The organism is Paenibacillus xylanexedens (assembly GCF_017874615.1).
GTDB lineage: Bacteria > Bacillota > Bacilli > Paenibacillales > Paenibacillaceae > Paenibacillus > Paenibacillus xylanexedens.
Genome location: NZ_JAGIKV010000003.1, coordinates 259112 through 284570, shown reverse-complemented (window position 1 = coordinate 284570; position 25459 = coordinate 259112). Strand labels below are relative to the sequence as shown.

The 25459-nt window shown below is 45.4% G+C and carries 20 protein-coding genes; 2 read left to right on the top strand and 18 right to left on the bottom strand.

The features are described 5' to 3' along the window. Positions 1-220 precede the first annotated feature (220 nt). The 6 genes from J2Z28_RS05705 to J2Z28_RS05680 form a co-directional block, all read right to left on the bottom strand. Positions 221-1204 carry a sensor histidine kinase gene (locus J2Z28_RS05705; RefSeq protein ID WP_211081543.1) on the bottom strand — a complete coding sequence of 328 codons (984 nt, stop codon included), beginning with the start codon at positions 1202-1204 and terminating at the stop codon, positions 221-223. Further along, positions 1201-1905 (bottom strand): response regulator transcription factor, encoded by a 705-nt coding sequence (locus tag J2Z28_RS05700; protein ID WP_036608604.1) that lies wholly within the window; start codon positions 1903-1905, stop codon positions 1201-1203. The genes J2Z28_RS05705 and J2Z28_RS05700 overlap by 4 nt, the downstream gene beginning before the upstream one ends. 41 nt (positions 1906-1946) lie before the next feature. After that, positions 1947-3275: a beta-N-acetylhexosaminidase gene (nagZ, locus tag J2Z28_RS05695; RefSeq protein WP_244988131.1), complete on the bottom strand. Its 1329-nt coding sequence runs from the start codon at positions 3273-3275 to the stop codon at positions 1947-1949. A 398-nt stretch (positions 3276-3673) separates the two neighbouring features. Beyond that, positions 3674-4777 (bottom strand): NADH:flavin oxidoreductase, encoded by a 1104-nt coding sequence (locus J2Z28_RS05690; RefSeq protein WP_211081542.1) that lies wholly within the window; start codon positions 4775-4777, stop codon positions 3674-3676. Between the two features lie 332 nt (positions 4778-5109). After that, the gene (locus J2Z28_RS05685) at positions 5110-6423 is read right to left on the bottom strand and encodes a hypothetical protein (protein ID WP_211081541.1); all 1314 of its coding nucleotides are present in this window, start codon (positions 6421-6423) and stop codon (positions 5110-5112) included. A 181-nt stretch (positions 6424-6604) separates the two neighbouring features. After that, positions 6605-7654 carry a 2,3-butanediol dehydrogenase gene (locus J2Z28_RS05680; RefSeq protein ID WP_211081540.1) on the bottom strand — a complete coding sequence of 350 codons (1050 nt, stop codon included), beginning with the start codon at positions 7652-7654 and terminating at the stop codon, positions 6605-6607. Positions 7655-8040: 386 nt separating this feature from the next. On the opposite strand from J2Z28_RS05680, the gene J2Z28_RS05675 reads away from it, so the two are divergent. Then, positions 8041-9078 carry a LacI family DNA-binding transcriptional regulator gene (locus J2Z28_RS05675; RefSeq protein ID WP_211081539.1) on the top strand — a complete coding sequence of 346 codons (1038 nt, stop codon included), beginning with the start codon at positions 8041-8043 and terminating at the stop codon, positions 9076-9078. A gap of 183 nt (positions 9079-9261) precedes the next feature. Here J2Z28_RS05675 and J2Z28_RS05670 read toward each other — a convergent pair whose 3' ends face one another. Together J2Z28_RS05670 and J2Z28_RS05665 are read right to left on the bottom strand one after the other, a co-directional pair. Further along, a complete protein-coding gene (locus tag J2Z28_RS05670) occupies positions 9262-10230 on the bottom strand; it encodes a D-2-hydroxyacid dehydrogenase family protein (protein ID WP_211081538.1) in 969 nt (322 codons plus the stop codon). A gap of 80 nt (positions 10231-10310) precedes the next feature. Beyond that, on the bottom strand, positions 10311-10892 hold the full coding sequence (locus tag J2Z28_RS05665; protein ID WP_211081537.1) for a TetR/AcrR family transcriptional regulator: 582 nt from the start codon (positions 10890-10892) through the stop codon (positions 10311-10313). Positions 10893-11177: 285 nt separating this feature from the next. Between J2Z28_RS05665 and J2Z28_RS05660 the strand changes: the two genes are divergently transcribed. After that, the gene (locus tag J2Z28_RS05660; RefSeq protein ID WP_211081536.1) at positions 11178-12398 is read left to right on the top strand and encodes an MFS transporter; all 1221 of its coding nucleotides are present in this window, start codon (positions 11178-11180) and stop codon (positions 12396-12398) included. A 1-nt stretch (position 12399) separates the two neighbouring features. Here the strand turns inward: J2Z28_RS05660 and J2Z28_RS05655 are convergent, their stop codons facing one another. From J2Z28_RS05655 to J2Z28_RS05610, 10 genes are all read right to left on the bottom strand, one after another. Then, positions 12400-12561 carry a hypothetical protein gene (locus J2Z28_RS05655; RefSeq protein ID WP_155985038.1) on the bottom strand — a complete coding sequence of 54 codons (162 nt, stop codon included), beginning with the start codon at positions 12559-12561 and terminating at the stop codon, positions 12400-12402. 32 nt (positions 12562-12593) lie between these two features. After that, on the bottom strand, positions 12594-13049 hold the full coding sequence (locus J2Z28_RS05650) for an SRPBCC family protein (RefSeq protein WP_047842714.1): 456 nt from the start codon (positions 13047-13049) through the stop codon (positions 12594-12596). Between the two features lie 161 nt (positions 13050-13210). Further along, on the bottom strand, positions 13211-14302 hold the full coding sequence (locus tag J2Z28_RS05645; RefSeq protein WP_211081535.1) for an HD-GYP domain-containing protein: 1092 nt from the start codon (positions 14300-14302) through the stop codon (positions 13211-13213). A 283-nt stretch (positions 14303-14585) separates the two neighbouring features. Continuing rightward, on the bottom strand, positions 14586-16421 hold the full coding sequence (locus tag J2Z28_RS05640) for a UbiD family decarboxylase (RefSeq protein ID WP_211081534.1): 1836 nt from the start codon (positions 16419-16421) through the stop codon (positions 14586-14588). Between the two features lie 213 nt (positions 16422-16634). Then, complete coding sequence (locus J2Z28_RS05635; RefSeq protein WP_211081533.1) at positions 16635-17966, bottom strand: sensor histidine kinase; 1332 nt, start codon at positions 17964-17966, stop codon at positions 16635-16637. Positions 17967-17968: 2 nt separating this feature from the next. Continuing rightward, positions 17969-18637, bottom strand: coding sequence for a response regulator transcription factor (locus J2Z28_RS05630; protein WP_074094823.1), 669 nt, complete (start codon positions 18635-18637; stop codon positions 17969-17971). A 29-nt stretch (positions 18638-18666) separates the two neighbouring features. Beyond that, the gene (locus tag J2Z28_RS05625) at positions 18667-20631 is read right to left on the bottom strand and encodes an ABC transporter ATP-binding protein/permease (protein WP_101313971.1); all 1965 of its coding nucleotides are present in this window, start codon (positions 20629-20631) and stop codon (positions 18667-18669) included. Positions 20632-20827: 196 nt separating this feature from the next. Further along, entirely contained in the window at positions 20828-22777 is a 1950-nt protein-coding gene (locus J2Z28_RS05620) for an S-layer homology domain-containing protein (protein WP_211081532.1), read from the bottom strand. Between the two features lie 92 nt (positions 22778-22869). Next, positions 22870-23904 (bottom strand): dockerin type I domain-containing protein, encoded by a 1035-nt coding sequence (locus J2Z28_RS05615; RefSeq protein ID WP_211081531.1) that lies wholly within the window; start codon positions 23902-23904, stop codon positions 22870-22872. A 192-nt stretch (positions 23905-24096) separates the two neighbouring features. Beyond that, positions 24097-25389 carry an amidohydrolase gene (locus tag J2Z28_RS05610; protein WP_211081530.1) on the bottom strand — a complete coding sequence of 431 codons (1293 nt, stop codon included), beginning with the start codon at positions 25387-25389 and terminating at the stop codon, positions 24097-24099. Between the last annotated feature and the right edge of the window lie 70 nt (positions 25390-25459).

Below are 25459 nucleotides of genomic sequence, written 5' to 3'. Positions count from 1 at the left end.
TGACTATAGTCTATCGAAGTTTCGGCCATTCTCCTATGGTTTAACCTTTCATCAACATGACAATGTTGTAAGGTTGCATCATGAAAATCAAAAAGACGCCTTCGCCCCGATCAGGCAATAGACGTCTATACTTATATTTACACTGTAATATATACTCCACTCACACTTCTTCAACAAAAATACAGACCTCACGTTCCAATCTTATCTTCAACCTGTCACTTCAGGAGTTGAATGTAATTCGGACAGTCGTTCCTTCGCCGTACACGGATTCAAGATCAATCTGATGATTCATCCGTGTTAACACCTCTTTGGCAATATACAGCCCCATGCCTGTGGACTCTTTGAAATGTCGCCCGTTCTCCCCGGTGAAGAAAGGCTGGAATACCCGGTTTAGATCAGACTTCGGAATTCCGATGCCCTGATCCTGCACTTCCAGCATGATGGAGCGTTCCGCATCATACGCACGCACATAGATCTTTTGCCCGCTGCCCGCGGAGTATTTGATTGCGTTCGACAGTAACTGTACCAAGACAAAACGAAGCCACTTGGCATCGGATTGCACAACCAGCGCAGGATCTATATGTATCTCTGGATAGACATGATTGCGAATAAAGAATCGCTTGAGTTCATGGATCGCCTCTTCCCCAGCGGTCCTCAGTATCACAGGTTCCACACTGAAATCCTGCTCGAAGGTATCCAACCTGGCCACATACAGCACCGTCTCCAAGCCTCGCCTCATCTGGTCCGCTTCCTCCCGAATGCTTACGAGCCGAGGATCATCATCTTCCTGACCTTCCACGGTCAACTCAATAACGGATAACGGTGTCTTCATCTGATGGACCCACTGGTTCATGAACGTCAGATATTCTTGCTGCCGTTGTTCCAGCCGATGAAGATGAGCATGGTACTGTCCGTATTGTGAATCCAACAACTTCTCCAGCGCCAGTGATAAAGGACTTGTTTCGTTCAAGGGTACAAATTCCTTCAGCGAATCCATCGACCGTGACATCCGGGTATAAAAGGAGCGATGTGAATAATAACGATACACCAAATATCCGATGTATAAAAATAATCCCAGCGCTACGGCATAAGCAGCCGTGACCCAATCGTTGTAACCGTCATACCAGAACACTGCAACAACGGTGAACAAGATGGCAACAACCCAGCACGTTAAAGCGAGATGTTCTCGTATAAACAATCTCATGATGGTGAAGCGGCCTTCCAGGTATTGTTCAATCGGTAACCCGAACCTCTGACCGTTTCCAGTGCATCCGTAATACCAAGCTCGGCTAATCGTTTACGTACCCGAGTAACGTTAACGCTGAGTGTATTGTCATCCACAAAAGAGTCATCCCACAGCTTCTCCAAGATTGTCTCTCTGCTCACCAGCTTGGGACTGCGGCGGAGTAACGTTTCCAGCAGAATCGTTTCCTTCTTCGTCAGCTGTACTTTGCGATCACCAAGCTGAATCTCCAGTCTTTCCAAGTACACGACCAAACCGTCCAGTTCCACCTTGCGTTCTTCATCACGAGCAGCATAGTCCCCATATACCCGGCGCAGCTGACTTCGAATTTTTGCTATAACAATCTCATGCTCAAATGGCTTCGTAATATAATCATCCGCCCCGTTCTCCAGTGCCATGACCTGATCCATCTTCCCACTCCGTGCGGAGATAAACAAAATGGGGCATGTAGACAGCGTACGAATCTGGCGGCACCAATAGAAACCATCGTAACTGGGCAAGTTGATATCCAGAAGTACCACATGTGGCTGTACCTGCTCAAACTGTTGCACAATCATCTCAAAATCCTCGACCAGTACGGCCCGGTCCCCGTAGCGTTCAATATGTGATTTCAATAATCCCGCAATCTTGGGATCGTCCTCTATTATCATAATGGTATACATTATTGGATCTCACCTCTGGCAAAATCATAACACAGGATTTATTATCTAGCATCGATTTGCTTACGCCAATCCACAATATCTGCATTCAATTGCTTCAGGTCTCCGGAAGCTTTCTGATCATCGGATAACTTGTATTGTTGCTTCAATGCCAGGATACGATATACACTTTCATCAATTCGGGACTCGGTGATTTTGCCTGACTTTACTGCACTTATTAGCGTATCAAAAATCGTCTTGGCACTCTCATAACTGTGAGCTACCAACAGAATGTCACTTCCAGCTTTGACAGTTGCTAGGGCTGCCTGGTCCAACTTGTAGTTCTTCGCGATTGCACCCATACTCAGGTCATCTGTGATGACCACACCATCATACTTGAACTTCCCGCGCAGATGTTCACCTATAATGACATCCGATAAGGAAGCCGGATGATCCGGGTCCAGCTTCGGGAACAAAATGTGTGCAACCATGACCGCCTCTACCTGCTCCTTCACTGCGGCCTGGAACGGAATCCATTCAAGCTCGGCCAGTTGTTTTTCCGTTTTATTCACGACAGGGAGATCGAGATGGGAGTCTACGGACGTATCACCATGACCCGGAAAATGTTTCACTACCGGAATAATGCCTTCACTACGTAATCCCTTCATCTCTGCAATCCCCATACGTGACACCAGTTCTGCCGAGCTGCCGAATGAACGATCTCCAATCACCGGGTTCTTCGGGTTACTATTCACATCCAACACAGGAGCAAAGTCCACATTAAAACCCGCAAGCTGAACCTGTCTCGCCAACAATTCGCCCATCGTTTCAGCAAGCGCGCTGTCTTTCGTCTCGCCTACTTTTCTACTGGAAGGAATGGATTCCACCGTCTCTGGCATACGACTGACTTTGCCGCCCTCCTGATCCACACTCATGAAGATCGGTACCGGGTTGGACTGATTCGCTTCCTTGATGGACTTCACAAACTTGGCTGTTCCCTCGAGTGTTGATACATTGTTGGCATAGAAGATAATGCCCCCTACCTTTTGATCGGTAATCATCTGTTTGGCTTGATCATCCAACGTTGTCCCTTGAACACCGGCCAGTATCATCTGTCCAATCTTCTCTTCTAACGTTAATGAACTAAGCTGCTCCTGCACCGGATCGACTTCTTCCGGTACTTCTTCCTGCGGTGGAGCGGTATTCTGCTCCGGCGATGAGGAAGATTGCCCTGAGTTGGAGCCAGCGTTGGAGCCGGTATTCGAGTCTGTTGCGGAGGAAGGTTTCTGTGCTTGGCCACATGCCGATAAAAGCAGGACTACTCCCAGCAGAAGACACAGCATCTGCAGTGGTTTTCTCCATTGATTGTTCGAGTTGTACCTATAATTGTGCAAGGATATTCATCCTCCTTATGTAATGTCATCATGGCAACCCTTGGGTTCAGGCCTAACCTTATCATAAGGTGGTGGATTTTCAAAATAAGTCGTACTGAAGATTGAATCGTTGTTCAGACACTTAAGCGGTAAAAAAAGTGGTTGCACTGGAACCTGAGATGTGGAACTTAATGGTGTTGTGACTAGGCGCGTGTGCGATGTATGTGGAGAATAAAAAGGAGTATCGGTGCAGGAAATGATTTTCTATTGTGAATTTTTCATATGTTGAAATTATTAGTATAGGCAGATCAAAAAGCCGCCCAAAGGCGGCCTATTTGTTCGTTTTTGTTTTACTTTTCGTTGTAAATCGTTGCCGTTCAGCGTTAGTTCACCTTTCACCAAACGTTATTAGGCTTCTATTAATGGAGTGTTTGCAACACTTCCGTTGTAAATGGAATGATTTCGGATATGCGACCTTCACGAACTTTGGCAGGCCATTCGGGATCACTAAGCAGAACACGACCCAAGGCGATCAAGTCAAATTCATCGTTCTCCAGCTTCTCATTTAATAGATCCAAATGGGCATCCCCTGTTCCCTGGTTCTCGGTTGCTCTGTCTACAAATTCAGCTTCAAGACCTACCGATCCAACCGAAATGGCTGGTTTACCCGTTATTTTTTGCGTCCAACCCGCAAGATTCAGCTCAGATCCTTCGAATTCCGGTAACCAGAACCGGCGTGTAGAGCAATGGAATATATCCACGCCAGCAGCACTAAGTGGGGCCAGGAATTGCTCCAATTGTTCTGGCGTCTCCACCAGACGTGCCTCATAATTCCCCATCTTCCATTGGGAGAACCGGAGCACAATCGGGAAATCAGGACCAACCGCTGCACGACAAGCTTCAATCACTTCAACCGCAAATTGGGTTCGCCGTACCAAGTCACCACCATAATTGTCCGTCCGTCGATTCGTCTGCTCCCAGAAGAATTGGTCAATCAAGTATCCATGGGCTCCGTGCAGTTCAATGCCATCAAACCCGATTCGCTGTGCATCCGCTGCCGCTTGAGCATATGCCTGTACAAGACCTTGAATCTCCTCTTCCGTTAATGGTTCACGTGATGGTTCACCTGCCATGCTAACCCCTGACGGACTTACAGGCTCAGCTTCTGCGTTAGGCAAGTCACCGGAACGACGTGCTGTACCCACATGCCACAATTGTGGCATGATTTTGCCACCCGCTTCATGTACTGCTTTCACTACATTAGCCCATCCTTGCAACGAATCTTCACCATGGAATAATGGAATACTCGCCCCACTAACCGAAGATGGATGATTAATGCCTGTACCTTCCGTTATGATGAGCCCCACTCCACCTGCTGCTCTGCGACGATAGTATTCAGCAACTTCTGGTCCAGGTACACCCTCTGGTGAGAATCCGCGAGTCATGGGTGCCATAACGATTCGATTAGACAATGTTAGCTTGTCCGAGGTGAAAGGTTTGAATAATGCTGAAGGTACGTTCATAGTACATTGCTCCTTTGCAATTGGAAGTGTGGAACTCCGCATCCACATGAAATGCGACATGCTTTTGTATATTGTAACACGTGTAATCCAGTTGACTGATTTAGAATTATTTCTCTATCCATTTTATAGTTTCTTAATTTTATTTTCAAATTTTCGAAGTTGGGCGTTCAAACTACTCTTATAGAAAAAAAAAGAAAGCTACCTTACGGCAGCCTCTGTTGGATCACACTACCACAGCAATCCGTCCTGCGATCTACGATACAACAGGTATTTTCCCGGTCACCAATAATGTGGATGCAGCATAGTATATAATCTATAATCTTCCTTCCAATTTAATTAGCATTCACAGGGATATCACTCCGGTTCACTCGAAGCAATTTCCCTGATGAAGTTGATAACACATCCGGATCGGTACCCAGACCAAAGTAGAAGTCACCCTCGTTCTCTTCGAAAGACTTGGCATAGGTGTCCTGGTTAAAACGTAAAATCTCATTCCATGTGGTCAGATCCGTTGATTGGTAGACCCGATTGATATACAGATTGGCACTTTGGCGAGTATACGTAAGCACATACACCTTGCCTTCACGCAACAGCACATCGGTTGGGAGCGCCTTGGTATCCGGGAGATTAACTCGCCTTGCCTGATTGATGTCGGTCATGACATTCAAAGATTTGGGCAGCAGCTGCCCATCATTAAACACGCCACCTGCTATATAGAGCAACTTGTTATTGAAGTTAACATTTTTGCCTATTTTATTATAAGGAATCGTGCCCGTTTGATAGGTTAGTCCAGGTAGCATTTTGTTACCATAGATGACAACATCCCGTTTCTCAAGATTTTCATTAATCTCCAAAATATTAGTTTTGTCATTCCATATTTTATTGGCAGGATACATCATGCCAGATGCATATAACTTGCCATTAAGATGGAACATGGTATAAGCCCGGAAACCAAACGTATTAATAGTCGCATATTTTTGCCAAGTTTCACCTTCATTATGAGAGATTAGAATGGTTGGTTTGGACTCTGTACCCAGCGCGGCAAACATCTTGCCTTGATAAGATGCCAAATCGTATACGTGTACACCCAGCGGCAGATTGCGATATTTGGTCCACACTTCTCCATCCAGACGATAGAAGTTGCCCAGTTCCCACTGTTCACTATCGGAATCATTGCCAGGAATATATAACTTGTCGTTTAGTACTCGGTAGATATCAATCTGTTCCTCATCCACATACATCTTCGTTGATGGCAAAATGCCCGGGTTGCTGTTAGTCACAGACTGGGTTTTAAATTTTGCATTCGCTGTATCATAATAAATGACTGGAATAGGGCCTGAATTAGGAGCTACGCCCAGATTGCTACTGTTCCCGTGGCCCAAATATATTTTGCCGTTGTACAGTTGCATGTCCCAGACGTTATTAGCATATGGTGTTTTGGTAAAAGGTCTGCCTAGCAGTTCGATCTTCGATGTTACATCCGCTGAACTGATCGGTGCATTCGACACCTTGGCAAGCCCGTGTTCAGTTGCAGGTGGTTGACTCGGTGACGTGTTGTTTCTCGGTTTGGAGTTACCCATTAGCATCCAGCTCACTCCAGCGACAATGGTCAAAATTACGGCTGTCCATTTTGTATGTCTCTGCATGTCCGCTTCCTCCTTCATAGTTTCACAATATTTACCTTCACACCAAGATGATACAAATTGTATCTTTTTATACTATGTAATTCGACCCGTACATGCAACAAATTCCGCCCGATCTATATAAAAAAAAGTAGACAATCACATCTATTGATGTGTTGTCTACTTGCTCTTACAGCCTATAGTTCTATTCTGCTTTTACCAAAATCTTAACCTGATTTTTCTCTTTCAACAGTGCTTCAAATCCATGCTCTACCACTTCATCCAACGAAATTCGTTTGGTCACCAGCTTGTCAGCCGGGAAGAAACCTTTATCCATCAGACTGATAACCGCCGGGAACACATCGCGATAACCAATAATGCCATTAACTGTACGTTCTTTCATGACAATTGAGTTCGGGTGAATCGGTGCTTCCTGTTCAAAAATGCTGACGATCATCAACTCTCCACCAATACGTGTCGAATCAATGGCTTGTTGCAGAACACGTGGAACACCGGTTACTTCATAGGCTACGTTAACGCCACCTAGTGTACGTTGATGGATCTCTTCCACGACATTAAACTGCATTGGATCAATCACAATGGCACCAAGCTCTTCGGCTTTTGCTTTCCGTTCATCCGATAACTCCACTACATAAATATCCGACGCTCCCGAAGCTTTAAGCGCTTCGATGACCAGTAGTCCAATTGGGCCTGCGCCAAACACGGCTGCCGTATCTCCCACTTTCAGCTTGCTTTGGCGCACAGCGTGAAGTGCTACAGCTGAAGGTTCAACCAACGCACCTTGCTCATACGAGATTGAATCCGGAATGGCATGTACCATGTTTTCTGCAGCAGTTACATACTCGGAGAATCCTCCGCCTCCTCCGGCGAGTCCAAGGAAACCCATCTGATCGCACAGATTGTATCTACCCTGTTTACAAGCTTCGCAGTGTCCACATGCATAGATGGGTTCTACCACAACACGATCGCCCGCCTTGAAACGAGTAACACCTTCCCCTACTTCAACCACCTGTCCTGAGAATTCATGTCCCATGACTATAGGCGCTTGTTCCCCTGTTAGCGGATGTGGTGCTTGAGCGGGAATAAAGATTGGACCTGCTGTGTACTCGTGCAAATCACTGCCGCAGATACCGCACCATTCCACTTTTATTTTGACCTTTCCTTCTTCAGGCTGAGGTTCATTAATATTTTCGAGACGTAAATCTTTGACTCCATGCCAACGTAATGCTTTCATTCATTTCATCTCCCAGATCATAATTTGTGATATAATCGGAAACGTTTCCGTAAATTAAATATGTCACATTTTAGATACGCTGTCAAACATATTTCTCCATTAATATGGCTATTTCATGATCATATCGAGCTCACTTTAGAATGCTTGTACTTTAATTCAAGTGATCTTAACGGCATTACAAACGATGTAATCCTTGTTATTAACATATATTATGGCAAATAATATTGCAGATCTATTGAAATTTAATCAGGCCTCGCCATAAATCTGGCCCATTCACGGGATACTTCATTGTTCAAATGTTATAATCAAGTTATATAACTATCGTGAAGTTCATACATATTCCTAATAATTCGGAATCGTTTCCGATAAAGTGAGGTAACCGTACATTGAGGAAAGAACAGAAACTTACGATCAAGGACGTTGCAGAGCGTGCCGGCGTGGGTATCGCTACCGTATCCCGGGCCATCAACAATTCAGACGGCATCAGCAGTAAAACACGAGATAAAGTGATGCAGGCCATTGAAGAACTGGGGTTTGTACCCAACACCTCGGCACAGAGTCTGAAAATCCGGCAAACGCACCAGATCGCGCTTGTTGTACCCGACATACGTAACGCCATCATTCCGGAAATCTCCTGGTCTGTAGAGCAAACGGCGAAGCAACATGGGTACCATGTCGTGCAGATCAATACGGCAGGCAATGCCAGAACGGAGCTTGAAACCATTCGTAATGTTAAAAAATTGCATGTGGACGGACTGATCTTCATGCCTCTGGCGTACCCCAAAACGTTGCCCGGACTGATTGATAAAGCGCCGCTCCCTATCTCCATGATTAATTACGGCAAGAAACTGGAACCGGGTATGAAAGCGGACATCGTCTCTCTCTCTCAACCTGAAGGCAAACTGGTGATGGAGCATCTGTTCAAAATCGGCCGGACTCGAATCGCTTATGCAGGCGCACCGAAGGACATTATTGAAGAACGCTTTCGTGCGTATGAGCAAGCCGTAGGTCACATAGACATCTCGCTCGTTTACTTTGGTGAGGACTTTTCATTGAATACAGGTGCTAATGCTGCAGATTATTTCTATGGACTTACGCATATGCCAGATGCCGTCTATGCCATTAATGATATGGTTGCCATCGGATTGGTTAATCGGTTCAAGGAGTTAGGCGTTCGTGTACCTGAAGATGTGGCTGTTGTGGGTGTGGATAACAATCAATGGACAACCGTCACGTCTCCTCAGATTAGTTCCGTGTCCATTATGGGCGAAGAAGTTGCCAGACTTGCTACTGAGCTGTTGTTAAAACGAATTCGGGAGATGAATATGACCGATTACGAACACATCCAATTTGAACCGCGATTAATCGTTCGTGAATCAAGCGTCGCCATGATTCATTCCTCCCAGCGAGGACAACACAGTTAAATTTGGTGAGGGGTATGGGCATTAGGATAGAATATATTTTACGGCTATCCCTTTATTTGTCCTGCTACACAGATATACTAAAAAGGTGTTGCTCAGGTCTAACTCTTTCCTGACAGCACCTTATTTGTCGTTGATTCTATATAACTATAACTATAGCAAAGTCATACTCCGCATACGTTCATTCTAAGAAAGCAGTTGCCTGATCGGTGTTCCCTTCAGGAACATCGCTATATTCTCTACGGTATGATTATAATAGATCTCATAATTGCCACGAGTCACATAACCCAGATGCGGTGTTGCCAGAACGTTGGGCAACGTTCGCATCACATGGTTAACGGGTAGCGGTTCCTGCTCATATACATCCAGGCCTGCACCAGCAATCACACCACTCTGCAATGCCTCCACCATAGCTTCCTGATCGACAATGCCCGCTCGCGACGTATTAATGAGTAGCGCACTCGATTTCATTAGTTGAAACTCGGCTTGTCCGATCAGATTCCGCGTACGATCACTCAATACTAGATGAATGGATACGATGTCGCTCTGTGCAAGCAATTGCTCCTTGGTCTCGGACCAGATGACACCATGTTTTTCAGCTTTTTCTTGTGTCAGATTCTCGCTCCAGGCCATCACATTCATACCAAAAGCTTGTGCGATCTCAGCCATGCGAGTGCCTACCTTGCCCAAACCAAGCAATCCAAGTGTTCTCCCATGCAGATCCAACCCGACCGTGCTCTGCCAGTTTCGATTGGAGCGAAGTGCATTATTTTCTGTAACCAGTTGTCTGGACAACCCCAGAATCAGTGCCCATGTAAGCTCCGTCGGCGGATTAGAGCTTCCCTCGGTTCCACACACAATAATCCCGTTCTTCTCTGCAGCCTTGAGATCTATCGACGCGTTGCGCATACCACTTGTAATCAGAAGTTTTAGCTTAGGGAGCCGCGAAATGACCTTCTCTGGAAACGGTGTACGTTCCCGCATCAGAACCACAATATCAAAAATCTGCAATTCTTGAATGACTTTTTCTTCCGAGCCCATATAGTTGTTAAATGTCTGAATCTCCACCTGATCCATCAACGGACCCCAATCCGCCGACGTCAGCGCAACGTTCTGATAATCATCCAAAACGGCACAGCGCAACTTCGTATTCATTTCTGATCTCCTCCTATATCTGCTCAATTCTTAAACATATTGTAGCAACTCCGCATCACTTTAAACAGAATAATTCCCTATTAATGTAACAAAGACAGCGTAACTTGGATGCTCTGCTCTACAAATAAGCGGTCTGGTCCTGATTTCATCAGTACAGTCAGTCCAATCATGGATACTACCAGGGACTGTGCGACCGCACTCGCGTTCATGTCAGTAGACAACTCCCCGCTCTGTTGCCCTCGTTCTATCGTTTCTTTGAAAAGAACACCCAGGTACATCTGATGCTCCCGTGTAAGGACAGCGAATTTGGGATCATGTGGAGCCAGCTCAACCATCGTATTAATGCAAAAACAGCCGTGACTAGGCTCGGTCACACTCCCCTCTGCTCCAATATGTTCAAACAATCCACGAAAGGCTTCCCGCACGGAGAAGCCCTGTTGAAGTCTGGCTCTGACTTGAGCCGCATGCTGAGTGGTATACCTGCGAAGTGCTGTTTCGAATAATTCCTTTTTATCGCCAAAAGCCGCGTACAGACTGGGACGTTGTATGCCCATTGCGGTCGTCAAGTCATTTAAAGATGCCGCTTCGAACCCTTTGTCCCAAAACGTATGCATCGCTGCATCAAGTGCTTTATCCGTATCAAATTCCCGTTTTCTAACCATACAATTCACCTCTTTATGTATCGATCAGTATGTTTATATATTTTAACCTCACTCTTATTACAAAGTCAAAACCTAATAACCGGAAAGGAGTGTTTAGCTATAAATGAATCGAAAAATCTGGAATAGATGCGATCGGATAATTATTTTGTCGTCATATTCTCTGGGTAAAAATCTTTAGTTTAACCCTCACCCAATTCTCTGTTGACAGAATTCACGCAAATAAAGTATGGTTATTCCGAAACATAACATACTGATCAGTACAGAATAGAAAGGTGACATCCATTTATGCAAACTTCTTCTCCAGATGCACAATTATCCAATAAGGATCGTCCTGCCATGTCACGGTTAGTTGCTCTTCTTTTTGCCGTGTGCAGCGGACTTGCGGTCGCCAATATTTATTATGCTCAGCCTTTGCTGGACTCCATCGCTCAAGAATTCAGTCTCTCGCCATCATCCATAGGGATTGTCATCACAGTGACTCAAATATGTTATGCCTTGGGGCTGTTTCTTCTCGTTCCGCTTGGTGACCTCTTAAATCGCCGCAAGTTGATCATCATTCAAATGCTCTTATCCGTGCTTGCACTGGTTCTCGTAGGAACCGCACAATCCAGCTCACTTTTATTCACGGGCATGGCTGTCGTTGGTTTATTAGCCGTCATTACGCAAACGCTCGTTGCCTTTGCTGCACACTTGGCAGCCCCTTCCGAACGTGGTGGCATTGTCGGGTTGGTAACCAGCGGAATCGTCATTGGCATTTTGCTTGCACGAACGGTTGCAGGTACGCTGAACGATTGGCTCGGGTGGAGATCGGTGTATCTCTTCTCCGCCAGCCTTACATTACTCGGAATTGTCGCCTTATTTTTTGTTCTCCCAAGGCAACAATCAATACAAGTAAAACAAAGCTATACCCAATTACTCGGTTCCGTCTTGCAACTGTACCGTGAGTTGCGTGTGTTACGAGTACGAGGTGTGCTGGCCATGCTGATTTTTACAGCCTTCAGCATCTTGTGGACTTCCATGGTACTGCCACTAAGTAGCCCTCCACTGTCCCTGTCTCATACAGTCATAGGTGCATTCGGTCTCGCAGGAGCGGCGGGAGCATTGGCTGCTGCCCGTGCTGGTAAACTTGCCGACCGGGGCCTTGGGCAGAAAACAACCGGTGTCGCTCTTGTCATTCTGCTCTTGTCCTGGCTACCCATCGGTTATGTCCATCATTCTCTCTGGTTTCTGATCCTGGGTGTTATCCTGCTCGATCTTGCCGTGCAGGCCGTACATGTTACCAACCAGAGCCTGATCTACGAAGTTCGCCCCGAAGCACAAAGCCGCCTTACGGCAGCTTATATGATCTTTTATTCCATCGGCAGTGCAACCGGCTCCATCGTTTCTACCCAAGTGTATGCATGGGCGGGCTGGACAGCCGTATGCTGGTTAGGTGCTGGCGTTAGTGCAGCAGCCCTTGTGTTCTGGATGATCGATCGTTATATGCATCGGAATCTCGATCGTTGAATTAGTCCAGTTTATTCCACACCACAATAAAGAGGGTTGCCAACGGACCAAATAACAGGGAAATCAGAAACCAGTTCCGACCACTTCTGTTTTTTCCCTGAGCCAGTCCGGCATTAATCAAGGCAAGTGTGCCCCAACCTACAAAATATTCATTATCCATCAAATGTCTTCTCTCCTCTATCCATTCAATTCTGGCTACTGCTCAAGCATATCTTTGAGCTTACGATTACGATCCTCCAGAAATGCCTGCATGTATCTCTTCAGCACAAGTCGTTCGGTTGCCCATCCCAGCAATCCAAGTGGAGCTTCGAATCGAAGTGTGTCTCTCATGCAAGTCATCTGATCCCCAATTACGCTGAAATGATGTTCATGTCGCATGCTCTTGAAAGCCCCTTTCTCCATCTGATCCACAAAGAGGAAAGGTCGTTCGAACTGCACAATTCGGGACTTCAACTTCTGTCTGACCCCAAAATGAGTAGCCTGAAATGTAACGGTATCCCCTGCTCCAATTCTTCCTGTGGTTACTCCTGCAACTGCTCGCTCTCTTGTATGTTGCCAGACGGTCTGAGTATGTACATCAATATCCCGAGCATAGTCAAAGCACCGTTCAATCGAGGCATGTATCGTAATCTCGGTGGTCACTTCAATCATGGCGATCGCTCCTTGGCAGGAAAAATAAGGTCTTTGCAAAGTATACGCTTGCTTCCTTGGTCGAACAACACATCTAGGATGATATAACAAAAAACGGGTCTCCTGTCTTAGTACAGGAGGCCCGTTCTCAATATAAGTAAGGAATACAGATCATATTTAGATTAAATAAGCAATTCATCAATGGCAAGCGTACGCTCTTTGGAGAGATCGCGATATTCTTCAGACTCCACTTTGATGAGTGGTTTGAAAATATCAGATGTATTGTTCATGACAATAACACCCTTTTCTCCATTGCTGAGCAGAACCTGTTTCCCGATGAAATTAGGAAGCAAATGTTGCATCAATGCCTGAACCGGTTTTTCATTCAATTTGCCAAATCCCATTCCATAGATATCTCTAAGGTTGTTGATCAGATTTGGATTACTTCCTCCGTGGTTCCCGGATCTCATGCCTATATAGATATCCGCTACAGATACAATCTGTGTATATGGATGAATTTCACTTTTCTCAAGTTGCATCGGATAACCAGACCCATCTTCCCGTTCATGATGCTGCAGAGCAACCAGTGCTGTCGCTTCATCCGTCATCGAATTTTTGATAATTTCATGACCATATATAGTGTGACGCTGCATTTCAAGCTGCTCATCAGCCGTCAACGGTTCTGTTTTGTTCCGAATCCGGTGGGAAACTTTGCACTTTCCAATGTCATGCAGATAACCACCGCGACTAATCTGATAACTCTCCTTCTGAGAATATCCAAGCCAATTCGCGAGGTAGAATGACAACAATCCTACCTGGATTGAATGTGTATAGTTATTGACGTCATCCCGCTCCAGCATCATCAGGAGATGAACGACATCTTTCTGCTCATCCAGTCCCTCAACCATCGGTTGCAGTGCATCATCCACCATGGTGGCGTTGAACTTGCCAACGGTCAGAGCTTCGAGAAAAGCATTTTGATAATTATGTACAGTCTGAATAAATTGGGACTTCAGCTCTTCTTCAGGCGGTTCTTCCTTCGTGCTTGTACTTGACCCGGAAGCATGCTTGGCGGCTGCTGCAAAAAATTCGGCTTCAGTGATTTCCTCTTCGCGTGATTCAATATCTACATAATCTACACGGTGCTGCATAAGCAAGGTGATATCCTCACCTTTGATCACAGTTCCCTTCCCGAGAACGTGTAATCCTGCATCGCTGAATGTATCCGCAGTTAGACGGTCTCCGTCTTGCAGGTTCATAATATGGATTCTCAAATCGGTATTCCCCCTGAACAATTCATTATAGTAACAGCACCCAACGGAACGGGGCCACAAAAATACCTATACTTCTTTATATCGTTATAATTCTTCATTTCATACATAGTTCAAACGACCTTAATCACAATGGTAAATACGAACGCCTAAGACTTTATCCTCACTCCAACATCCAAATTAGTCCCGGTTTTAAACTTTTACACACTTTTGTGCCTCATTGCCGTACCAGAGTAAGCCAAAGAAGTTCAAACGCTCCGTTTGAACTTCTCCAAGACATCTCAAATTAGATTTTGATCGAACCCAGACTAGCACCTTTAACAAAAAATCGTTCAATGCTCTTCTCGACCGAAGCATCGGGAATCAGCGGCGGTGCCTGATGGGGTTTGGTACGTGCATCAATAATAACCTGATCACAACCCCAATGCTTGTGATCATATCCGCTATTAACCCCATACATATCATGTGAAGGGTTGCTGCGAGTAAAGGTTGCCCATAAGAAGTTGCTGAGGTTAGCACTCAGGAACGAACTGTCGTCACATAGAATGATCATCGGACACGAGTCCAGACCTCCTTGTTCTTTCAATAGAGACGTGAATGCTTGCATCTCCTGTGCTGTATCCGCATAACTCGTGAAAGCCGATGTCTGGATCGAAACGATACCCGGCATGATGAGCTGCGGATTCTCATAACCACGAATGTTTTTCAAAGACTCCGGAACTTCCGTACACAACTCTCGAATCTTGTCGCCATATGCTGCAAAAACGACCTTGCTTCCGCTGTTCAGTCCTGTACCCGAATAATCGAGTGTATCAATCGTTGTATGGGTATGGAAATGAATATCCCGCTGCATATCCATGCGCTCCAAGATATAGGTCAGGAATTCAACTTCCTTGTGGGTATCCAGAGGTCGCTGATCCTCAGCAGTAATAAACAAGTACTTCGCCAGACTGAGCTGACCCGTACCCAAAATACGATTGGCAATCGTAAGCAACTCTGTCGGCTGCTTCACCGCCTGATACGGCGTGTAACGTTCACTGCCGATGGCAAACAGTAATGGATGGACCCCTGCCGCATCGACCGCATGCACTTCTTTGACACCTGGAATCTCCTGTTTGATCGCGTCTCCAGTAATCTCATGAATCAAATCACCAAACGCCGTATCCTCTTGCGGCGGACGACCAACAACCGTAAACGGCCATATAGCATTCGGTTTGGCATAGACTTTATGCACACGCATTAGCGGGAATTCATGTGTCAGACTGTAATAACCCAGATGATCACCGAACGGACCTTCAGGCTTCGTCTCGCCTGGATAGATATCACCTGTGATGACAAAATCGGCATCATTACTTATGCAATACCCATCTTTGTAACTGTACCGGAAACGACGTCCAGCGAGCAGACCGGCAAATGTCATCTCACTAAGTCCTTCAGGCAAAGGCATAACCGCTGAAAGTGTATGTGCAGGTGGACCCCCAATGAAAATACTCACTTTCAGTGGTTCTCCCTTTTTGACAGCTTTGGCTTGATGTATACCAATTCCGCGATGAATCTGATAGTGTAACCCTATTTCCTTGTTCATTTCAAAATCATTGCCATCCAGTTGAACCCGGTACATCCCCAAGTTTGAATTCATGATTCCTGGTTTGTCCGGATCTTCTGAATAAACCTGTGGTAACGTCACAAATGCCCCACCGTCCATAGGCCAATGTTTGATGAGCGGCAGATCCGAGATTTGAATCTCTTGCGCCGACACGGGTAGGCTTATAGATTTCTGTTTTGGCAGCGCCTGCCACGCAGCAAGACCTGTACGGACATGCTGAAATGGCGTCTTAAGCGCCTTCATGGGATCGTCACGAACTGCCATGACCCGTTGTACGCCTTCCAGCGTCCCCCGGAACATGAATTTGCTTCGTTCCACCGTACCGAACAGATTCGACACAGCTTGGAACTTTGAGCCTTTTACATTTTCGAATAACAACGCCGGGCCTTTAGCCTCGTGCACTTTCATGTGGATCGCTGCCATCTCCAGATGAGGATCAACCTCTTCTTTGACCCGAATCAAATGACCGTGCTGCTCCAGATCGTTAATACAATCTTCCATATTGCGATATTTCATTGGATGGCTCCATTCTGTGTATGATAAATTAATTAAGTTCATAGATTCACATAACGTCTCTTCTATTTTATCAAATGATCCACTGCTAAACAAAACTATATGTGAAATTTTGTCGTGAATACAAATATCAAAAAAAGCAATATGGCAGCAATCTGAATCCTGAACGCACAGGGACCGATTGTTTCCATATTGCTCTCTCTGTTCTGGCTTGCCTTAAGGTGTAATGGTCGATCTGGGGATCGTGACAATAAACTGTGTGCCTTTACCCATTTCGCTCTCTACATCAATTGTACATTGATGCAATTTCAATATTTTAATGACAATGGACAAACCCAATCCATTCCCTCGAAGCGAGCTGCTTCGCGCTTTGTCCACCATGTAGAATCGATCAAAGATATACGGGAGTGCTTCCTCAGGTATTCCTTGTCCAGAATCTCTAATCAATACCTTCACAAATGAAGATGACGTCTCAATTTCGACATGAATGGCACCTTGTGGACCGGTGTATTTGATCGCATTGTTTATTAAATTTTGCCAGACCTGATCAAACAAATCTTTGTCCACTGTGAGCTCGCAGGGCAACAAGTCCAGTTCGATCTGTATGTCCTTCTGAGCCCACTGCGGCTCTGCCAGTAAGATCGCCCTTCTTAATTGTTCATCTACCTGGAACGTGGTGAAATGAACCGGATGATGCTCTGAATCCAGCGAGGCTAGCCGAAGCAGATTATCACTGAGCCTCGATAAGCGCAGCGTTTCCTCATAGATGATATCCAGATGCTCTTTCTGCTCTTCTAATGGAATAACACCATCTTGTAGTGCTCTGGTAAATCCCCTGATTGAAGTGAGCGGAGACTGCATTTCATGAGAGACGTTGCTGACAAAGTCATCACGAACCGAATCAATTTTTTGCAACTCACTGGCCATATGATTAAAGCTCTCCATCAGTTCCCCAAACTCATCCTGATTATTATGTTTCAAGCGGACGGAAAGGTCACCTGAGGACATCTCCTTCGCTGCAACCGTTAATCTCTTAATCGGTTTTACAATGTACCCGGACATGAACAGGATTAACAAGCTGCCAATGACCAGAACCGTTAACAGTGAGGTTAAGAGCGTGTTTCGCAGTGTATGAAAAAGAGAGGAGAAATCGCTTTGAATCAGAAATGTGCCAATCCCCTCGTTTGTTCCGGGAACACCTATGGTCGCAATTCCATCTTTACTGGACAGAAAAATGGCATCCGTTGTACCCGCCTCAAATAACGAATGAACTTTGTCCTCTGGCAAAGAAGATAACACTTCACTTTGTTCATTTACGGGAGTGATATTTAAGCCGTAGCGAGCAAAAATATCCAAGCTTGATTTCACTTTTTCAGGATCATCAATCAGGTTAATCAGTGTAGTTAGATCTTGAGCAAAGGTAACCATAAAACGATTCGGTGTCTTTTCCTGGGACCCGTTATTGATCATAAAGGAGAGAATCAAACTCACCAGAACAATCCCGATAAATGTAGCTACGATGCGAAGTCGCAGGCTTTTCCTTAACATTTTCATGCCCGCTCCAGGCGATAACCGAGTCCTCTTATCGTTGAGATCACTAACTCAGGAACATGTTCAAGACGTTCCCTTAACCGTTTGATATGTACATCAACTGTACGCTCATCTCCTTCGTAATCGATACCCCATAGATCATCTATAAGCTGTGTACGTGTGAATATTTTCCCTGGCGAACTCGCGAGAGAAAATAACAATTCACATTCCTTCTTTTTCAATTCAATGGTTTGACCATCCGCAATGACCAGCAGATTGCCCAAATCAATCGTTACACCGCTGATCTGAATCATGTTTGACGAACTTTTGTTATATCGTTTCAGTAACGATTTTACACGCAGGATTAACTCTACCGGATCAAAAGGTTTAACCAGATAATCGTCTGATCCGGCATTAAATCCTCTGACTTTGTCCTTGGATTCTCCCTTGGCAGTCACCATCAGGATGGGAATATCCAGATAAGACCGAATATCTTCCGTCAGTTCAATGCCGTCTATTCGCGGCATCATCACATCCACAATCGCCAGATCAACTTTCGTATGCGAGAGGATATCTAACGCCTCTTGACCGTCTGGTGCTTCCAGCACGGAGAATTGATTCTTTTCAAGATAGATTCGGATTAATTTGCGGATATGGGAATCATCGTCCACCACCAAAATTGTGTTCATGTAGCCATTATCCTTTCCAAAATTGATATTTATTCGTATCGTAAGGATTCCATCGGGTCCAGTTTCGCCGCTTTTGATGATGGCATCAAACCGGCAACAATACTAATCGCTGTACTTACCACGATACCAAACAAGATATAATATCCCGAGAGATTAATGAGTTTGGCTCCAAACGCATTGTCCAAAAGAATGTTTAATACATAACTGATGATCACTGCAAAGATTACCGCAATAATACCACTAAATACGCCTAATAAGGCAGATTCGGAGAAGAATATTCGCTTGATATCTTTCTTTCTTGCTCCAATCGCCCGAAGAATTCCGATCTCCTTTGTCCGTTCCACGACACTAATGTAGAGTACTACCAGTATCATAATACCGGATACGATCAACGAAATGCCTGCAATACCCGCGAGTACAATGGAAGCCATACTTACATATGTGGTGATATTCTCCATGACCTTGGCCATTTGGGAGCCTGCGAAGCCAGCATCCACTGCAGCTTCATTGATATCATTTACATATTTCATATCGGTTGCATAGGCGTTAACTTGAATTGGCCCGATTGTTATTCCTTCGTCCGCATACATTTGCTCCAGCGTTTCTGATGAAATGTATCCCGGCGATTGTTGCATTGGAGATCGTGGATCTGCCGCTTCGTAAATCCCTGAGATGGTTACTTCCTTCTCCAAAGTTACTGGTTTATTATTGCCATCCATCTCATTGATATATAGAAACACGGACTTGCCGATCATGGTTTCAGCTTGATCATTTCCGCTTAATTGTTTCGCTGTATCGAGAGGTAACAACATCTGATTTTCTACCGGCAGAACACCAGTTGTCATCAGTGCTGGATCAAAAGCATCCGTTAACGTTGTTAACTGTGTGAGTCCTACACTTTGTTTTTCATTCACCATAGTGGATTTGCCTGTAATGGTCGTAATTGTCTCTACATGATCCACATTAGGAAAATTGCGAATCGTCTCTACATCAGCTTCGGTGAACGGTTCACCTGGTGCCATCAAGGCCTCGGGACCTTGCATATCCTTGGCTTCTTCACTCGGCTTGGTTATATCCACGAGCAAAGGGTCCATACTTGAATTGATTTCGTCATTCATATACGTCGTTATTCCATTCCCCAAGGAGAGCATCAGGAGTACACTTAATATACCTATAGATCCACCCAATGCTACCAGTACATTACGCTTGCCGTTGAGTTTCATATTTTTAAGTGCCATCTTGAATGAAGCAAGCAAGCTCAGGCTCCGGGAAGAATCCTGACCACTCTCGTAAACAGCCGTAGAAGGATCTTTCAGGTGAATATCGTCACTAATGCGCCCCTCTTCAACCTTCACAATCCGTGTACCGGAGTCAGCGACTTTCTGCGAGTGAGTTACGGCAATCACCAGCATTCCCTTTTTGGCTATACTGTCGAGCAGAGCGAGGATTTGATCTCCGTTTTCCCTATCCAGAGCACCCGTCGGTTCATCAGCTAGGATAATATCGGGATTGTTAGACAAAGCCCGTGCGATGGAAACGCGTTGCTTCTGACCGCCGGATAACTGGTTGGGACGTTTGTTCAGATGATCCTTCAGTCCCACCTCTGTTAATATATCTACGGCACGTTGGTTCCGATCCTTCTCATTGGTATCCGTCATTTGCATCGCAATCGTTACATTTTCGAGGACAGACAGATGCGGGATCAGATTGAAATTTTGAAAGACAAAGCCGATATTATTCTTCCGATAATCATCCATTTCCTTCTCTGTCATGGCACTTAAGTTCTTGCCACGAACAACGACGTCCCCTTCATAGTCGGAGTCCATACCACCAATGATATTCATCAGTGTCGACTTACCACAGCCAGATTCGCCGAGGATGGAGACAAATTCCCCTGTCTCAAAACTTAAGTTCAAACCGTGGAGTACCGGAACTCTTTCTTTTCCATATAAGGTGTATGATTTCTTCACATTTTTAACTTCTAGTATTTTCATTTGGATCTCTTCCTCTCCTGATCATGCACGATATCTATCTATTTGATGTTCATATCGTAACAAATCAGTATGAACTGATAATGAACTGGACCATTGCACTTATAAGAGGTTGTTCAAAAGAACGAAATGCAAAAAAAACACCCACAGCTTGCTTGAAATAAATCATTTCAAGTAAGTGTAGGTGTCCAAAATTTGATTAGATTAATCCCGCTTTTGCCAGCAGCCTTTTCACAATCGCCGCCGACTGTGCACGACTAATGTCTGCATCTGACATCAGTTTGCCATCAGCACCTTGTACCAGCTCTTGTTTAATCGCCGATGCAACCGGCTCTGCTGCCCATGATTGTACTTTAGCGCTATCGCTGTATGTGCTCAGCAGACTTGTTGTCTCTGACGCGTCGGCCTGAGCCAGACCGACCAGTTTCATCGCACGTGACACAATGGTCAGCGCTTCCGCACGAGAAATTTCGTTGTTCGGACGGAAGCTCTCGTCAGCATAACCTGAGATCAGGCCGTAGGACACAGCCGTCTGAACCTCATCCTCATACCAGCTGCCAGTCTTCACATCTGTGAACGATGCCGCTTCTGTACTGCGCGGGGAGTGCAGCCCCAAACCTCTTAACAGAACAGCCGTGAACTCTGCCCGCGTAATACTCCGGTCTGGCGCAAACACGTTCTCACCAGTACCTTGTACGATCAGACGGGATGCCAGATCCTGTACGTCATCACGACTCCAGTGACTTGATACATCGCTGAATGTTGCCGGATGATAGATCAGCGCATAGGTACTGTTCGTCAAGCTGTTAATAATAGCAGAATCTTGCACGTTACCTTTGATAACCTTGGTCGGTACATGCAGAAGGCTTCCATCTGGCTGAAGCACAACTCCTGTCGTGATCTTTGAACCATCGACACCCTCTGGCAAAGTAATGGAGCGCTCTACATAAGAGTTGAAACGATCTACATTAACTTGCTGTCCATTCCAGATCGCTTTTACTTCAAAATCAATCGGAGCTGCGATCACCGTTGTGTTCTCCAGCTTATCCGCTGCGGCCTGAATTGCTTTTTGTTTAGATGTGGCACTAGGCACAATAGCGATTTGGATTGTGATATCTTCCAATGGAACCGTGCTTCCGAATTGGTTCAGAACCTGATCCACTTGAATCTGGTTAGCTGGAAGTGTGTACGTACCGCTGTCAGTCTGAATGACAACTTCGGCATTACTTCCTTCCATCGTTTTGACCAGCTTGCCGTTCAGTTCACCAACTACTGCGCCTTTGCCAGTACCTGTAATAGGCAGCAAAAGCGTTTTTAGTCCACTTCCAATCTGATTAATCACTTTATCATTATCCACGTGAACCGTGGTGGTAACCAGATTGTTTACCGTTGATGTGGTGGCCGTTGCAGATTGTTCCTGTTTCTGACCGTTCACATAGATGTCTACGCCTTTGGTTACCGCCGGAGTCGATGGAACTGGGGTAATCACGGGTGTAGTTGGCGATACACTTCCTCCTCCACCCGAAGAGTTACCAGGATTCGGCGTAGGTGTCGAGCCAGAATTGTCGCCACCTGAGTTTGCTGCTGTAATTGTGATTGTTCCACCGGACAATTCAGTGTAGCTCTGATATTCTACATTGGTAAAATGCCAATGTTCTGAATCAGTTTGATCTACGGATAGCTGTTTCGTTCCAGGCGTCGCATTGCTTTTGGCTTTGATCTCCATATCAAATAATTGGGTTTCATCTACAATTGAATGGTCACCCCCAGTAAAATCAACCCAGATGATCCGTACCCAGCCTTCCGCATTATTAATTTGGTACTGGAAGTCTGCTACACCATCTTCATTTGCGGATGTGCTGATGACGTTGACAGATTTAGGCGTGATCCGAACAATTTCCAGTGCAGACGTATCATAATCAATCTGCATATTATAAGCTTTCACCCCGAAATGGGATTTTTTCAATGCAACAGGAACATGAACCGTCTGCCCCGCCTGTACACTAACATTTGCAAACTGCACCTGTGATGGTTCCGCTGGCTCTGCTCCTGCTACACTCGGGAATACGAGTGACGAGAGTAACGTCAGTGCAATGAGACCTGACATTGTTCTTCTGATTCTTGGACGTTTCTTTTTCGGTTGAAACATGTATTAGCCTCCATGTCTGTATCAATTGGTAGAATGTATGGTAACGATAGAAAAAAATATTGTTATTCGTTATTTAAATTAAAAAATATGAATTAATCAGGGCGTTGTATTTTTTCTTTTCCAACAATGTATACTCGTCTAGGCTCCGTATTCGTATCCGAAGTGGAATGAGTAGTCACTTCGAGCACAAGATAATAATCTTCGTCCTCAGATGTAACGGTATGCTGTTCTCGTGTCTCCCCTTCTATTGGAACCATATCTTCTCCTGAAGGGTCTGTTGCGCGGTACCACTGATAAGAAGGAGTATTAATGTAATCAATATCATCAGCATCAACATCCATTAAATAATAATCTGTGGCAATTGTGTTCTCCATGTAATTCTTCAATTGACCATTCAGCACATACGGCGCATCGTCCACTTGTTGAAAGGTCAACACATAATCATTGTTTTTCGCGCCAAGTGTTTTATTGGCATATCCGTTTAACAACGCATTCATATCCCCCAAAGTGGGTTCCGCATTACGATCCACGTCCATTCGGTTCATCTCTACATAAGAATAACCGCGGCGACTGACCATATTACGAAGATAAGTCAAAAGTTCTGCTGCATCCGCAGAATTCACTTTTCCGTCTGCATTTACATCCCCTTTTTTACTAATGTTAAGTTCAAAGTTATCCGTAACCGTTTCCGGTACATCAGATACAGTATATTGAGCTTTCAATTCAATATTGATCTTGCCGCTCTTGTAAGGAATAACAACCAATGTATTTTCATTTTCTATCGTTTCTACATACACCCTAGCTATACTGTTATCACTCGAGTTGGCTGTGAGCATACTAAACTCATCAGATCGTAAATGGGTACTCAAATCAATTCTAACTCTATTGTTCGTTACCTCGATGGGTACACCGGACACAAAAGAAGGATCGTTTTGTTCCGATGAATAATTTAACCAATGGATGCCGTCGTTGAGCACAGGCCGTGAAATGTTAATCTCTGGGCCAATTTCTCCTGCGTTAGCTTGTGGAAGCGTTCCACCTATAGGCAACGCAATACCCAACCCGAGTGCAGTCAACATGCTTTTTTTCAATATCGGCTTAAGCCGGTTTTTTTGTTTCCCCTTCAATTCATGTTCCTCCTCGTATACATTTCAAATTTGAACAACTACATGCTCAGTATAACGAGTCATTCTGAACCAATTCTGAACAGGACCATGGAACTATTCCCAGTTGTAATTCGACAAAAAACGCCATGGAGTAAGCCTCCATAGCGTTTTGAACACAAATTATTTTCCAGTTCGGATCATATTCACCTAAAATTAAATTCCTTCAACAATCCTTTTGGCTCTAACCTTCACCTCACGGTAAAGTTCATCCTCATCGATCGTGAGCAGCTTTCTGCCTCTCATGAGAATCTGACCATTCACGATCGTGGTGTCCACGTCCGCCCCATTTACGCTGTAAGCCAGTAACGATTCTACCTCATGTACCGGTTGAAGATGTGGTTTCGCCAGATCGATCAGGATCAGATCAGCTTTGTGCCCCACCTCAAGGATACCCACCTCATTTTGTAGACCCAGCAGACTAGCACTTCCGCGTGTAGCCATGCTTAGTACGTCCTTGGCTGGCAAGCGAGTGGGATCACCATAGTCCAGCTTTTGCAGCCAGGTCGCGGCTTTGATCTCCTCGAACATATCCACGGTGGTGGCACTTCCCGCTCCATCCGTTCCGATTCCCACGTTAATTCCCTGGGCCAACATCTCGGTAATTGGAGCAATTCCACACCCCAACTTCAGATTGCTGACCGGATTATGTGCTACACCGCCACGCATGCCCTTCAATCTGCCGATGTCTCTTCGATTAAGGTGTACACCATGCGCAAGCAACACATGTGCCTGTTCGAACATCCCCGCCTCTTCCAAATACTCTGTCGGCGTCATGCCATAGCGCTCACGAATTTTCATGACTTCTTCCTTCGTTTCAGCCAGATGAATGTGCAGAGGAATATCCTCAGTGACAGCTAGAGCAATGACTTCACGGAGCGGCTCCACGGGACAGGTGTAGGGTGAGTGCGGTCCATACATGGTTGTAATCCGTCCCTCGGCCGCTCCAGACCAGCGCTCTACAAGATCGATTGCCTCCTGCAACCTGCGTCCACCATCATCCTCCAGGAATACCATCCCGCGTGTAAGCGATGCCCGCATACCCGTTTGCTTAACCGCTTCTGCAATCTCATTCATATGGATATACATATCCGCAAAGGCAGTGGTACCCGAACGGATCATCTCGGCGATGGATAACTTGGCACCCCAATAGATGTCTTCCGGGTTCATCCGCGCTTCGGCAGGCAGCATTTTACGTTCGAGCCAGTCCATTAGCTTCAGATCATCCGAGAATCCCCGGAGCAGGCTCATCGGTGTATGTTGGTGGGCATTAATCAGTCCTGGCATGGCAACCTTATTGCGACCATCAATAATCTCATCTTGAGGTTGAGGCAAAATGTGTTCAGCAATCTGCGTAATGCGATCGCCCTCAACACGAATATCCCCCGTGAAGGGGGCATCAGTATCTTTCATCGTTAGAATGGTCGCTTGCTGAATCAATATGCTCATGTTATTCACGGCTCCTCTGGATTGGTTATCGTTCCTTCCATATCCGAGGGTAAGCCTTCACGTAACGGTA